Raw genomic sequence first — 13,390 nt, forward strand, 5'->3', positions numbered from 1 at the left:
CTCACCTCCAGCACCAGCTACTGCGCCATCGTCGCCGCTCTGTCGATCCCGCCACTCTCGTAGACTCGCTCGCAGGTCTAGGCGAAGGAGCATGGGGTGGAGAAGGAACTCAAGACGCCGGAACGGGCGCGAGCCGCACTAGAGATCCTCGCCGAAAAGGCGCCAGGCGGAGACTACCTCTCTGTATCGGACATCTGGGAAGAAGCTCGCGCTCGTGTGCCGCTGTCCCCCTTCGAAACCGAGCTGAACACTAAGAACAAGCCTCGCGGAGAAACGAACTGGCGCTTTGCGAGTTCGGAGTTCGTCGAATCCGGCTGGCTGCAGAAGAACCCATCACTGGCGGGCGAATGGTCGATCACGCCGAAGGGGCTCGCGGCCCTCGGCGAATACGCGGGCGGAGAGCTCTATCGGGAAGCACAGCGCATCGCCGCTGGTTCCCGAGACCGACGACGCAACGAGATCGAACGAGCCCTCCCGGAGCGGTGGGTGAGCGACGATAACGATCAGCGTCGGCTCCTCGCGGCTGCGGAGCTGATCGTGGATGAAGGCTTGCGCAAAGGTCTCTCTGCGTTCGCACCGGGTCGCGAGCTGTGGACCCCTCAGAACATCGCTGCACTGCACGCGCGCTGGGCGGATGCACGGAAAGAAGAGGGCAAGGGGTTCACCGCTAACCTTGAGACGCAGTTTGCGGAAGCCTCCGATGACCTGAAGCTGCTCATGGCAGAGGTCCTCGCTTTCCAGCTGCTGCCGATCGCCAGAGTGATGGGCCATGCAAAGAAGCGCGAGCGCATTGAATCAGTGCTGCAGCTCATGCAGCACCCTGTCGAAATCCCGCGTGTGTTCGATACCGCCTTCGCCGGTGGCGCCTTCAACCCTGGGATAGGGATGCAGTCGCACATCAACCACGCGATCACCGTCATCCTCGACGTGCTACTGGCGTGGTCCCGACTGAGCGAGGACGATCAACAGCTTGCCCTGGAGGACCCGCGCCGGTGGCGCGAGCTTGTTTTCGTGAAGGATCGCGGCTTCCCCACGCAGCGCTATGCGCTGCTGTACCTCGTGCACCCCGGCTTCTTTGGCCCTATCGTCTCGCCCGAGCATCGTGAGCTGGTCCGGAAAGCCTTCATTGGAGAGATCGGCGGACAGTTCTCTGATGACGCCGACGCCGACCTGCAGGCAATCGTGATCGCCCTGCAGGTCAAAGAGGGAAAGCCGATCGACCTATACGATCCGGCCTTCGAGGCGCGTTGGAAGCAGACGCCCGCTCCGACCGTCGACCCACAGGCACCTGATTCTCTTCTCGACGACAGCGAGGCGGGACTGATCGAACCTCGAGGCTTCGCAGTCGGTGACGTGGACGTCGTGGATCTCGCAGCGGCCACGCACCTCGACAAGGCATGGCTGACCAAGCTTGCCTCGGCGCTTCATCGTCGTGGCCAGGTCATTCTGTATGGACCTCCGGGCACGGGAAAGACGTACCTGGCGCGCGCGCTCGCTGAACGGCTTGCGAAGCCGGGCAGCGTGATCAAGCGCATTCAATTCCATCCGTCCTACACGTACGAGGACTTCTTCGCGGGCTATCGCCCGGTGACCGATGCCGGTGGTCAACTCTCGTTCTCACTTACGCGCGGTCCGCTGCGCGAGATCGCTGATGAGGCGCGGAAGAATCCTGACGTTCCACATGTGCTGATGATCGATGAGATCAATCGTGCAAACTTGAGCAAGGTATTCGGCGAGCTGTACTACCTCTTGGAGTACCGCGATGACGCGATCGATGTGATGTATGCCGGATCCGGGGACGACGGTGGCAAGTCGTTCAGTCTTCCTGCCAACGTCCTGCTCATCGGCACGATGAACACCGCAGATCGTTCGATCGCTCTACTCGACTCCGCGATGCGTCGACGGTTCTCGTTCTTCGAGCTGCATCCCGATGTCGCTCCGGTCGCCGGCATCCTCGGCAGATGGGCGTTGCAGCACCCGCAGTCCCTGCCCATCGCAGAGTTGTTCGATGCGCTGAACGCAAGCATTCGCGACCGTGAAGACCGCATCGGCCCGAGTCACCTGCTGCGCCGCGAGGACCTCACCATGGAAGACCTGCATGCAGTGTGGGAGGAGAGCATCCTGCCGCTGCTCGAGGAGAGACACATGGGCACAGGTGTGAACGTGCACGTGAAGTATGGTCTGACGGCTTTGCTCGGATCCGTCGCGTCGGCGTCGGACACGTCCCACCTGCCGTGAACGACTCCGCTGTCGCCTACCGAACAGTGACGATCGCCGAGAAGGGCGAGTCGATCGTCGCGCTCAGCGCCTCACAGGCTGTGCGACTGCAGGAGATGAGGTTCTGCCGGGTCCTGCAGACATCGGACGAGGGGGTCTGGCGCGTCACCGATGTCAGTCGTGTCGGCGTAGTGGGGCTCGACGGTCTGCGGCTCATCATTCAGCCCAAGACGCCGTTGCGGAGCCTGATCTTCATGGCGTCGTACGGGGGAAGTCAGATCGCGGTCGACGACCACGCATTCTCGTTCGAAGCCGACAGCGACCTACCGACGGCACTGGCCGCGTCGCTGCTCCACGCAATCGGCTCAGCGACCCGCCGGGGGCTTCTCAAGGGCTACGTCGCCTCCGACGAGACGAGCACGGTGGTCCGCGGCCGATGGGATGTTGCGCGACAACTCAAGGTCCGTCCCGGCATCCCGTCGCCTGTCGAGTTGACCCTCGATGACTACACGGAGGATGTGGCCGAGAACCGTATTCTGAGGGCTGCCCTCAGCGCCCTGTCACGTCAGGAGCGGCTCCCCGAACGATGGCTGAAGGAGCTCAGTGTGGCGCTCGTCATGTTCGGGGACGTCTCAGATCTGCGGGTGAATGGTCCGCTCACGATGCCGCCTCTATCGCGCTTGAACGCCCACTATCAGCCCGCCCTCCGATTGGCACGCTGGGTTATCGAAGCGACTTCGTGGGCGCGCCAGGCGGGCACGACCGCTGGGTCGGCCTTTCTCATGAACATGGCCCATGTCTTCGAGAATTTCGTCGGCACGGTGCTGCGGGAATCCCTCGCCTCTGATGGGTTCGATGTCGAGTTGCAGGCCTCGGGCTGGAACTTGGATGTCGACGGTCGGGTGCGGATGCGTCCGGACATCGTCATCTCTCGCCGTGGACAGGTCATCACGGTCGCCGACACGAAGTACAAGGTGTGGGGGGCCGGCAGCGGTTCGCCGCCGAACGCCGATGTCTACCAGGCGCTTGCATACGCGGTGACGGCTGGCGTTCCCGAAGCACATCTGCTGTACGTCTCGGGTGACGTCGAACCGCAGCGCTACCTCATCGTCGCGACAGGAACGACCGTGGTCGCTCATGCGATCTCTCTCGATGGGACACCCGAGGAGCTCATCGAACGCGTGCAGGAGATGGGCGCCGCGTTGTCGGGCAATCGGAAGGAACAAGCAGCGGGGCAATCTCCTCGGTGACGAAGCAGGTGCTCTTCTGGCGTGGGCGGCCGCTCCGACGGCGATCGGATCGGAGAAGCTGTTGGAGGTCGCGCAACAAGCGGCGGATGCGATGTCGCTTCGGCCGGCGCGCTACGTCGCGCGCGACAACTCGCCCGAGCGCCGTGAGATCTCGCTGAACGCCCGGTTCGCAGTGCGGTACGGCGGCCGGCAGGAGACCTCGAACGAGCAGGTGGGCATTCGTCAGGGTAAAGTCCGGGCAGCGTTCAACAGCCCGTTCGCTCCGTTCGTGCTCGCGTCGACGAGTGTCGGGCAGGAGGGGATCGACTTCCACTGGTGGAGCCACTCGGTCGTGCATTGGAACCTCCCGTCGAACCCGGTCGACTTCGAGCAGCGCGAGGGACGAGTGAACCGGTTCGCCGGTCACGCCGTGCGGAAGAACGTCGCCGAGACGCACTGGCACGACGTGCTGCAGTCGACGGATGTGCGCGCCTGGCGCGCGGCATTCGCCGCCGCCGAGGCAACGGCGACCGACCTGGGCGAGTTCGCCCCGTGGTGGATGTACCCCGGGTCGGCGAGGATCCATCGGGTGGTGAGCTGGTACCCGCTCAGCCGCGATAGCGAGCGCTACGAGCGGCTGCGGTCGGCCCTCGCTCTGTACCGGCTGACGCTCGGCCAGCCGCGGCAAGAGGATTTGGTCGACATGCTCGCGCGGCGCGGGGCGGATGCTGATGAGCTGCCGACCATCGATCTGCGGCCTCCGGGGCAGCGGTAAGCGCGACGTCGAACAGCCCGCCGGAGCGACGGTTTTCGCGCGGGCGCTGGGGCTAGCTGTTCTCGTAGCTCGCCTGCAGCAAGCTCTCCGCGCGGTCCAGGTGACGTTGGTTCGAGATGCGCAATTCCAGGTCGCCAGTGCCAAAGTGCCCGATGTTTCGGACGTCGCGGGAGAAACCCTCTTCAAGCTCGATCTCGTCCGGATTGACCTTCAGGTACACGAGAAGGTTGCGTGACTGTGGGTGCACTTCAACGCACGCAAAGTTCTTCAGCCGCCGATAAGCGAAGTACTGTTTCGTCGCCTTCTTCGATACGTCATCGCCGAGCGCGACGAGGAAGGCGTCCAACCGCTCATACAGCGCGGTGAGCTCCGGGGAGGACTGACCCAGCAGTTCCGTGACGGTCCGCCCATGTCCTCTGGATACGTCAGGCGCATCGTTGGCGGACTGCGGCTCGACGCGAGACGCGTGGACGAGCTCGAGCGCGAAGAGCTCGCCTCCGAAGTCGCGATAGGTGACGAGATCGATCGATCGGTTGATCTGTTCGACCGCGTGTTCGTCGTAGCGGGTGTAGCCACTCGCCACGCACACGAGACGGGGTGCGCGCCAGTCGATTGCGTCGGCGACGTCCTGTCCTAGCTCCTTCATGACGAGCAGGGTGAACTCGGCCTGGTGATCGACGAGCCAGTTCAGGTAGAAGAGACCCTGGTTGATGACGTTCTCGTTGGTGGCCCGCTTGTACTCGAAGATCACCGGGGAGTTGTTCTCGTCGATGCCCAGGGAGTCGATTCGGCCGCCATGCCGGCTGCCGGTGGAGAACTCGCTTGCGAGGAACCGCGTCGCGAACATCTCCTCCATGTTCCGCTCGATGAGCTGCTGCAACGACCGTTCAAGCGCGACGGTCGTGCTGTGAAGTTCGGTCGCAATACCATCGGCGACGCGGAAGAGCTTGAGGTCAGCCACGTGCAGCCCCCTGATCCTTGAAGTACTCGTACAGCATGGCCGGCAACGCTTTTCCTAAGTCCGCATACAGCCCGCTGTCGTTGAACAGGTCGTCGATGAACGCGGGAGTCTCGTCCCGCACTCCGAGGAGAGCCTTCGTGAACGCTTTCGGCAGCGCCGGTGATTCGGCGAATTGCTGCGGGCTGTTCACCGCCGCCTGATTCGCAAGCTCATCGTCCAACGCGAGTTTGCCAACCACGTGATTCAGATGGAGGTCGATGACGCCGACGCCGTACTTGTCGCCGAGGCGCTCGTTGAGCTTGTAGATGATCTCCTCGAGCGCGGAGCGGTGCTTCTCGTGGATCGCGCCCGACCCGATCGCGGTAATCGGATCGAGGCCCGGCCCCTGCTCGAGATTGAGCTTCACCGACTCGCCCGGGTTGATCTTGTAGCCGACGAGCTGCACCTGCGAGATGTCGACTGGCTCGACATAGGTCTCGGTCGAGAGCTGGGGGAGTATGCGGCGGAAGAAGTAGTGCCGGCGGGGCAGGTCGGTGTCTTCGAGGTTGCGGGCCTGGGAGATGAAGTCGTAGAACTTCACGAAGTTGCCCACGTCTGCCTTGAAGAGCCGCAGCTCGTCCTGCTCGGCCTTGTCGTCCTCCAGCACTGCGGCGACCCACCGCTTCTGGAACCGGTCCACCGCGGGCGCGGTCGCTGCCGACACCTTCGAGTTCGCGTTGACGCCACCGACCAGGGCGGCGTCGAATGCCTGCTCGACCTCGGACATCTCGTAGATCCCGGCCGAGTCGAGCTTCACCACGAGGTCGTAGATCAGGTTCGGGTCGGTCGTCGCGGTGAGCGTCGCCTTCCGGTAGTACGGCAGGAACGCGTCCAGCACCTCTTGCGGGTCGTTGACGAAGTCGAGGACGAACGTCTTGTCCTTGCCTGGGTAGGTGCGGTTCAGCCGGGACAGGGTCTGCACGGCCTGGACACCGCCGAGCTTCTTGTCGACGTACATCGCGACCAGACGGGGCTGGTCGAACCCGGTCTGGAACTTCTCCGCCACGATCATCACGTTGTACGTGGCGGGCTTGAACGCCTCCGCGAGATCCGACGGCACCCCCGGGTTCTGGGTCCGCTCCGTTAACCCCTCACCGACATCGTTCGGGTCATCGACAGTTCCCGAGAACGCGACCAGCGACCGCACCCCCAACACCCCAGCATCCGAGATGTACTTATCGAGGTACTTCTTCCACCGCACCGCCTCGACACGCGACCCGGTAACGACCATCGCCTTCGCCTTGCCGTCCAGCAGCGGCTGAACGAAGGTGCGGAAGTGGTCGACGACGATCTTCGCCTTCTGGCTGATGTTCGTCGGATGCAGCCGCACGTACTGCACCAGCGCCTTCACCGCAGTCGACTCATCGACCTCCCCGGCGCCGTCGTAGTCGGAATCGGGATGCTGCAGCTTCCACGCCACCTTGTACGGCGTGTAGTTCTGCAACACGTCGAGGATGAAGCCCTCTTCGATCGCCTGCTGCATCGAATACAGATCGAACGGCTCCGGCGTCGCATCCGGGCCCGCACCCTCCGGCACCCGCCCGAATAACTCGAGGGTCTTCGCCTTCGGAGTCGCGGTGAACGCGAAGTAGGAGATGTTGGGGGCGGATGCGGTGACCTCCATCGCCCACTGCAGGTACGCCTCCGAATCGATCGGGGCACCCTCGGCGACCGCGGCCTGCTCGTCCGGGGACAGCACCTTCGTCAACGCGCCCGCGGTCGACCCGGTCTGCGACGAGTGCGCCTCGTCAGCGATCACCGCGAAACGGCGCCCCTGCAACTCCGGCAGCGTCTGGATCGCGGTGATCAGCGCCTCGAACGACTGGATCGTCACGATCACGATGTTCTTGCCACCGGTCAGTGCCGCGGCGAGCTGCTTCGACTTCGACTCGCCCACATCCTTCGTGATCGACTGCACCACACCGGCCTGCTTCTCGAACTGCGAGATCGCATCCTGCAGCTGCTTGTCCAGCACCGTCCGGTCGGTGACCACCACGACCGTGTCGAACACCCGCACGCTCTGGTCATCGTGAAGTTGGGAAAGGCGGTGCGCGAGCCACGAGATCGAGTTCGTCTTCCCCGACCCCGCCGAATGCTGCACCAAGTACCGGTTCCCCGGCCCCTCCACCCGCGCCGCGTCGACCAGGCGGGTCACGGCCCGCCACTGGTGGTACCGCGGGAACAGCACCTTCTCCGTCTTTGTCTTCTTGCCCGTGTCGGGGTCGACATCGACCTCGACCTGCAGGTGCACGAACGACCCCAGCAACTGCAGCCAGGTGTCGCGCTGCAGGATCTCCTCCCAGAAGTACGCGGATGCCGACCCGTCCGGGTTCACCGGGTTCCCCGCACCCTCGTCCGCGCCCTTGTTGAACGGCAGGAACCGCGTCTTCGGCCCGGCGAGCTTCGTGGTCATCTGCACCTCGGAGTTCGACAACACGAAATGCACCAGCGACCGCTTCGCGAACCCGAACAGAGGCTCGCCCGCCGGAGACCGGTCGAACCGGTACTGGTTCACCGCGTTCCCGATCGACTGCGTGAAGTCCGTCTTCAACTCCGCTGTCGCGACCGGGATGCCGTTCACGAACAGCACCAGATCCAACGCCTTGTTCGGATGCTTCACCGAGTAATGCACCTGACGCATCACCCGCACCCGCATCTTCCCGTACGCCTCCAGCGTGTCCGGGTTCTGAGTGGTCGCCGGCCGGAACTGCGCCAACCGGAACTTCACCGCACCCCCATGCAGCGGCACCATCGAGAAACCCTCATGCAGAAGCCGGATCGTCCCACCGTTCTTCAACGGATCCAGATCCAACGACTTCGCCAGACGACTCAGGATGCCGCGACCCGCCGCATCACGCTGGGCATCCGGGTCGCCGGGGCGGACGACCTTCGCGAACTCGGTCGGCTGCGAATCCTCCAACCAGCCGAGCACGTCGTCGGGGAACAGGGCGAGCTCACGGTCGTAGCCTGCGTCGGTCGGCGAGTACAGCCAGCCGTTCGCGGCGAGATGCTCCGCGATCTCGTTCTCCAGCACCGACTCCAGGTGCGCCCCCGCGATACCACTCATGCGGCCACCCCCACATCGATCTTCCCCGTCACCGCAGCCGAAATCAGCGCGGCACGACGCTCCCGCATCAAGTCCACCCCGCGTCGAGCGGTCGCGATCGCGCCATCAATCCGCGTGGTTTGCTCCTCGACATGATCAACAATCTGCGCCTGCTCCGCGAGCGGAGGCACGGGAATTCGCAGTGTTGCCAGCTTGTCGTTGTTCAGGATCGGCAGAGTGTTGCCAACCGCAAGACGTGCGACTGCCTCGCGCGCCGCTACGAAGATCCAGAACAGAAGCTCGTCGTTGAGCGCCCACTTCACCTCGGTGATCTGCTGATTGAAGTAGGAGGGGGCAGTCACGCGGCCGGCCTTGCCGAGTGTTGCACCGATCGTGCAGACGAGCGTGGCACCAGCGGCAGCAGGTCTGCCTTGGCTGGCGCCCCCCTCCGTCAGCCACCTCGAGGCCACGCTTGGCGCGCCAGACACATCGAGATCGTCCGGGCGAATCCATGGCTGGCCGGGCTCGTCGGCAAACACAGAAGCGCCCGAGGGCGTGGTGCCCGTCCGAATGCGGGCGGACCAGCGAAGCGGTCGCACCTCCCAGTGCGACGGAACCGCTCCGATCCAGTCCACGCCGCTATCAACGCGCTCGCTCGAGCAGCACAGCCCCCCGGTGATTGCCGCCGTGATGACTGAGTTTCTTCTCTCGGTGAGAAGGGTGATGAGTTCCTCGTTCTTGGCGATGAACGCATCGATCTGCGCCGTCTCCCGATCGAGGTACGCCACCACCTGCGTCTGCATCTCCAGAGCGGGGGCCGGCGCCCAGGTCGCACGGTACTTCGCGGCACTGTAGTTCTCGATGGTCGACTTGACCGCCCCTGATAGAACCTGGTCAAGAAAGTGGGTTGACTCTGTCCAGTACGCCATGAACTCTGGGTCTGCCCTGTCCCGCCTGACCCGCCAGCGCGACAGATACCCCGCAAAGCAGGCCGACTCACCCGTGACGTGCAGGTAGCTCTTTCCGACTGAACCCGCACTCGACATCAGAATGTCACCCTGGTCGACCACTGCTTGCGCAGCAATATCGGGGGGCAACGTCACGCGCTTCGAAGGGTCAAGGCTCCGAACCGTGTCTATGTCGGTCGTGCGTATGTACCTGGGCCAGCTCGCATCGTTCCTGGGATCGCCGGATTCGCCTAGACCGTTCGTGATCGGAATCTCCGAGAGGTGCCGAAGTTGTAGAAGTGGATACGCGATATCCGAAGTCGTCATCGTTCGACCTCGACGAGCATTGCGCGGAGCTGGTCCATGACGGCGTCGAGGTCGCGGTCGATCTCCTCGAGCGGTCGTGGCGGGATGTACAGGTAGAAGTGGCGGGTGAACGGGATCTCCGCCCCTTCCTTGGTCTTGGCATCGTCGACCCACGCGTCGGGTGCGTACGGGAGGACTTCCCGGGCGACGTAGGCGTCGACATCCTCGTCCCACGGCACGTTCTCGGTGTCGCGCAGCGACGCATCCGCCTCAGGGTTGCCCTTGGCGTCGGTGCAGGTGTCGGCGGTGTCATCCTGCTCACCGAGCTCCGTCGTCACCGTCTTGAGCAGCGGTGCTGGGAGGGTGAGGCCTTCGGCCTTCGCGGCATCCTTCAGGACCTTCTGGAACGCCGCCCGGTTCTTCCAGACCGTGTCGGTGCCGAGTCGGTCGAGTGCAGCACGGAGGGCTGCGGCATCCGTCTCGTTCAGCTTCTGGATGGCCTTGGCTTCGAAGACGGTGTCGATGCGTTCGGGGGTGGCGTGCCAGTTGAGTTTGAGGGGGCGTTCGACGGTGATGGTGCGGTAGAGGAAGTCCTCGTTGCGGAAGATCTTCGAGTGCTCGCCGTGCTCGAACCCCGCGTACAGGCCGACGAGGGTCTCGATGTTCTTCGGGGAGAGTTCGTTGCGTTTGGAGCCGAGGCCCTTGCGGAGCTTGGTGAACATCTCACGGCCGTCGATGAGCTGCACCCGGCCCTTGCGGTTCTCGTCTTTGCGGTTGGTGAGGACCCAGATGTAGGTGGAGATGCCGGTGTTGTAGAACATGTCCTTCGGCAGCCCGATGATCGCCTCGACGAGGTCGTTGTCGAGCAACCACTTGCGGATGTTCGACTCGCCACCGCCAGCACCGCCGGAAAACAGGGGTGACCCGTTGAGGACGATCGCCATGCGGGAGCCGCCGTCTTCGGGCTTGCGCATCTTCGACACCAGGTGCAGCAGGAACAGCATCGCGCCGTCGCTGACGGCGGGGGTGCCGGGGCCGAACCGGCCGTTGAAGCCGAGCTTGGTGTGTTCGTCGTCGACGTAGGCGCGCTGGTCCTTCCAGTCGACACCGAAAGGCGGGTTGGAGAGGCCGTAGTCGAACTTCTTGTCGTCGAAGGCGTCTTCGGTGAGGGTGTCGCCCAGGGCGATGTTGTCGACGTCCTGGCCCTTGATGACCATGTCGGCCTTGCAGATCGCGTACGAGGCGTCGTTGTAGTCCTGCCCGTAGAGGCTCAACTGGATGCTCGGGTTGAGGGTGTGCAGGTACTCGTCGGCGACCGAGAGCATGCCGCCGGTCCCGGCGGTCGGGTCGTAGATGGAGCGCACCACGCTGGCCTTCGAGAGGGCGTCGTCGTCGAGTGCGAACAGCAGCTCGACCATGAGCTTGATGACCTCGCGCGGGGTGTAGTGGTCGCCGGCGGTCTCGTTCGACTTCTCGTTCGCGAACCGGATCAGCTCCTCGAACACGAGGCCCATCTGGATGTTGCTGACCGTGCGGGGGTGGAAGTCGGCCTGCGCGAACTTCTCTGTCACCGCGAACAGCTTGTTCTTCTCCGCCAGCTTGTTCAGCGTCTTGTCGAACTCGAACCGCTCAAAGATGTCCCGCACGTTCGGCGAGAACCCGGCCAGGTAGGCGGAGAGGTTCGCGCGGAGGTCGGCCGGGTCGGCGACGAGCTTGGCGAAGTCGAACGGGGACGTGTTGTAGAACTGGTGGCCCGATGCTTCCTGGAGTTCGATCGCCTGGAGCATCTCGGGGAGCGCGTGGATGGTCTTCGCGACCTCGAGCACGGCGGGCTTCGTGTCGGCGAGGACGGCGTCGAGGCGGCGGAGCACCGTAAATGGGAGGACCACCGACCCGTACTCGGAGGGCTTGAACGGGCCGCGAAGCGACTCGGCGATGTTCCAGATGAAAGCGACGTGATTCACCACAGGTGGGCACTCCTGCTGTAGAGCTAACGAACAAGCGGCAGCGATGCCGCGATTCTCCCATCCTGGCCCATCGCGCGTGACTCTCCGGCAGCGACTTCCCCCACATCCAAGCCGAACCGAGGCGAGGACCCTCCCGCGCGAAGTTTGGCGACAATCGTCGGATCTACACTGATGCGCATCCCGCCTGCCCCGAGAGCGTGCGGGGGCTTCAAGGGGAAGGTAACCAGTGGGCAAACAGATCAGGGTGGTTGGTGCCGTGATGGTCCGCGGCAACAGGGTTCTCTGCGCGCAGCGGGGCCCGCTCGGTAGTCTGCCCGGCAAATGGGAGTTTCCGGGCGGCAAGATCGAGGACGGCGAGTCACCAGAGGCGGCGCTTGCTCGCGAGATCGAGGAAGAACTCGGCATCCGAATCACGGTCCGCGCCCACCTCGACACGACCACACACTCCAGTGAGCGCCTCGCCCGCATCGATCTTCGCGAAGATCTCATCCATCGCTCCCGACGCCTTCAACTGGTCGGCGAGCTCCTTCTGCCGGCGGCGACGCTCCTCGCGTTCCGGGCTGATCGCATTCATAGTCACAAGTGTCTCCTTCAGAGATGAACCTCACCCCTTACACAGACGATTTGACAGGCTCCCTCAGCGGCGCCGCGGAATCCTCGGTAACGCTGTCTTCAAGCTGACGATCATGTCGTCAACCAACTTGCTCGCCTCGTACGCGGAGATCTCCACAGCGACGACTTCGTTGTCCGGTGTCTTGAAGCTAAGCCTCACGGTCGGAATGACGTTCTTCCCTTGGTACACCAGACCACTCTCAGCGGTGGACTCGATTCCCTCAACTTCAATGCGTTCGCCGCGTCGCTTAATCACGCTCCATAGCGTAGGTCGAGGTGATGTCCTCAAGACACGGGTGCTTCCGAAGGTAGGGTTACGACATTCGACTCGCTGCGCTCGCTCAACGACCGGGGAGGCAGTGGTCTTCCAGCGCACCACAGTCCCCACCAGCGCAACCACCAGCGCCACCCCCACCGGCAGCACCTCCACCTCCAGCGCCATCGGGAACACCTGCGCCAGCCTGCGCCATCTCGCGCAGGTCGCCGTCGAGCACCCGCATCCCGAGCGCGTAGCTGAGAGCTGTGAACACCGCCGGCAGCATCCAGAGCGAGAACAGGCCCGCCGCCCATACGAACAGCCGGGACAGCGGACGCACAACGCACCAGATCAGCGCGACCGCGACGATCACCGCGGGCACCCAGCGCAGCACCGTCCCCACCTCGGGCGGGTAGCCGTTGATCGGATCGAACGACGCGACCGCGAAGCCGATCCAGCTGCGCACCGGCACGGCCGACAGCGCCACGGCGAGCGCGGGCAACGGTACCGCGGGGCGCGATGCCATCAAGCATCCGAGCTGCGCCAGCAGCATCCCGGCCAGCACGCCGCCAAGCATCCCGCCGAAGTAGAGGATTTCGCGCGACCCGGCTGAGCCGTCGGAAATGCCGAGCCCACCGGCCAGCACTGCGAAACTCTGCGCCGTCGCGATCACGTGCACGAGCAGCACGCCGAGCGCTGTCGGCCAGGCGCGCGCCCGCAGCATGCGCACGACGAGGCCCGCGACTACCCCGCCGAGCAGCAGCATGACGAAGGTGCTCAGCGCGTAGTACTGGCTCAGCGGCAGCAGCGAGAACGGCATCGCCTCGGCCGGCGTCCGCTCGTGCCACCGGTTCTGCAGCGGCAGACGGCCGCCGCCCACCCACGACGGGAAGAGCATCACGGCGGATGCCGCGAGGCCGACGATCAGAGAGATCCAGACCGGTCTCGACGCAGCAGAAGGATCGGCGTCGGCATCCGGATGCATGGCGGCAGTCAAGTAGGCGCCTCGCCGACCAGGAGTCTCACGCGCTGGGA

The 13,390-nt window shown here is 64.2% G+C and carries 9 protein-coding genes and 2 pseudogenes; 4 read left to right on the forward strand and 7 right to left on the reverse strand.

Annotated features, from left to right (window positions below; all coding sequences use genetic code 11):
* Window positions 1-96: 96 nt before the first annotated feature.
* The 3 genes from H9633_RS13245 (at window position 97) to H9633_RS05040 (ending at window position 4,221) form a co-directional block, all read left to right on the forward strand.
* A complete protein-coding gene (locus H9633_RS13245; RefSeq protein WP_191712318.1) occupies window positions 97-2,238 on the forward strand; it encodes an AAA family ATPase in 2,142 nt (713 codons plus the stop codon).
* 26 nt (window positions 2,239-2,264) lie between these two features.
* Window positions 2,265-3,467 carry an McrC family protein gene (locus H9633_RS05035; protein WP_191712319.1) on the forward strand — a complete coding sequence of 401 codons (1,203 nt, stop codon included), beginning with the start codon at window positions 2,265-2,267 and terminating at the stop codon, window positions 3,465-3,467.
* Between the two features lie 91 nt (window positions 3,468-3,558).
* Window positions 3,559-4,221, forward strand: coding sequence for a helicase-related protein (locus tag H9633_RS05040; protein ID WP_225211047.1), 663 nt, complete (start codon window positions 3,559-3,561; stop codon window positions 4,219-4,221).
* A gap of 52 nt (window positions 4,222-4,273) precedes the next feature.
* Here the strand turns inward: H9633_RS05040 and H9633_RS05045 are convergent, their stop codons facing one another.
* From H9633_RS05045 to H9633_RS05060, 4 genes are all read right to left on the reverse strand, one after another.
* Window positions 4,274-5,182 (reverse strand): DUF5655 domain-containing protein, encoded by a 909-nt coding sequence (locus H9633_RS05045; RefSeq protein WP_191712321.1) that lies wholly within the window; start codon window positions 5,180-5,182, stop codon window positions 4,274-4,276.
* A complete protein-coding gene (locus H9633_RS05050) occupies window positions 5,175-8,288 on the reverse strand; it encodes a type I restriction endonuclease subunit R (RefSeq protein WP_191712322.1) in 3,114 nt (1,037 codons plus the stop codon). Before H9633_RS05050 ends, H9633_RS05045 begins: the two co-directional genes overlap by 8 nt.
* Window positions 8,285-9,370 carry a restriction endonuclease subunit S gene (locus tag H9633_RS05055; RefSeq protein ID WP_191712323.1) on the reverse strand — a complete coding sequence of 362 codons (1,086 nt, stop codon included), beginning with the start codon at window positions 9,368-9,370 and terminating at the stop codon, window positions 8,285-8,287. Before H9633_RS05055 ends, H9633_RS05050 begins: the two co-directional genes overlap by 4 nt.
* A gap of 167 nt (window positions 9,371-9,537) precedes the next feature.
* Window positions 9,538-11,484: a type I restriction-modification system subunit M gene (locus H9633_RS05060; protein ID WP_318247201.1), complete on the reverse strand. Its 1,947-nt coding sequence runs from the start codon at window positions 11,482-11,484 to the stop codon at window positions 9,538-9,540.
* Window positions 11,485-11,746: 262 nt separating this feature from the next.
* Here H9633_RS05060 and H9633_RS13310 point away from each other — a divergent pair.
* Window positions 11,747-11,872 (forward strand): annotated as a pseudogene (locus H9633_RS13310) (NUDIX domain-containing protein); the annotation flags it as partial.
* 45 nt (window positions 11,873-11,917) lie between these two features.
* Here H9633_RS13310 and H9633_RS13315 read toward each other — a convergent pair.
* The 3 genes and pseudogenes from H9633_RS13315 to H9633_RS05080 form a co-directional block, all read right to left on the reverse strand.
* Window positions 11,918-12,061: pseudogene (locus H9633_RS13315) on the reverse strand (IS256 family transposase); the annotation flags it as partial.
* A 63-nt stretch (window positions 12,062-12,124) separates the two neighbouring features.
* The gene (locus H9633_RS05075) at window positions 12,125-12,355 is read right to left on the reverse strand and encodes a hypothetical protein (RefSeq protein ID WP_191712325.1); all 231 of its coding nucleotides are present in this window, start codon (window positions 12,353-12,355) and stop codon (window positions 12,125-12,127) included.
* Between the two features lie 85 nt (window positions 12,356-12,440).
* Complete coding sequence (locus tag H9633_RS05080; RefSeq protein ID WP_191712326.1) at window positions 12,441-13,352, reverse strand: hypothetical protein; 912 nt, start codon at window positions 13,350-13,352, stop codon at window positions 12,441-12,443.
* Window positions 13,353-13,390 lie beyond the last annotated feature (38 nt).

Source organism: Microbacterium commune (assembly GCF_014836945.1).
Classification (GTDB): Bacteria; Actinomycetota; Actinomycetes; order Actinomycetales; family Microbacteriaceae; genus Microbacterium; species Microbacterium commune.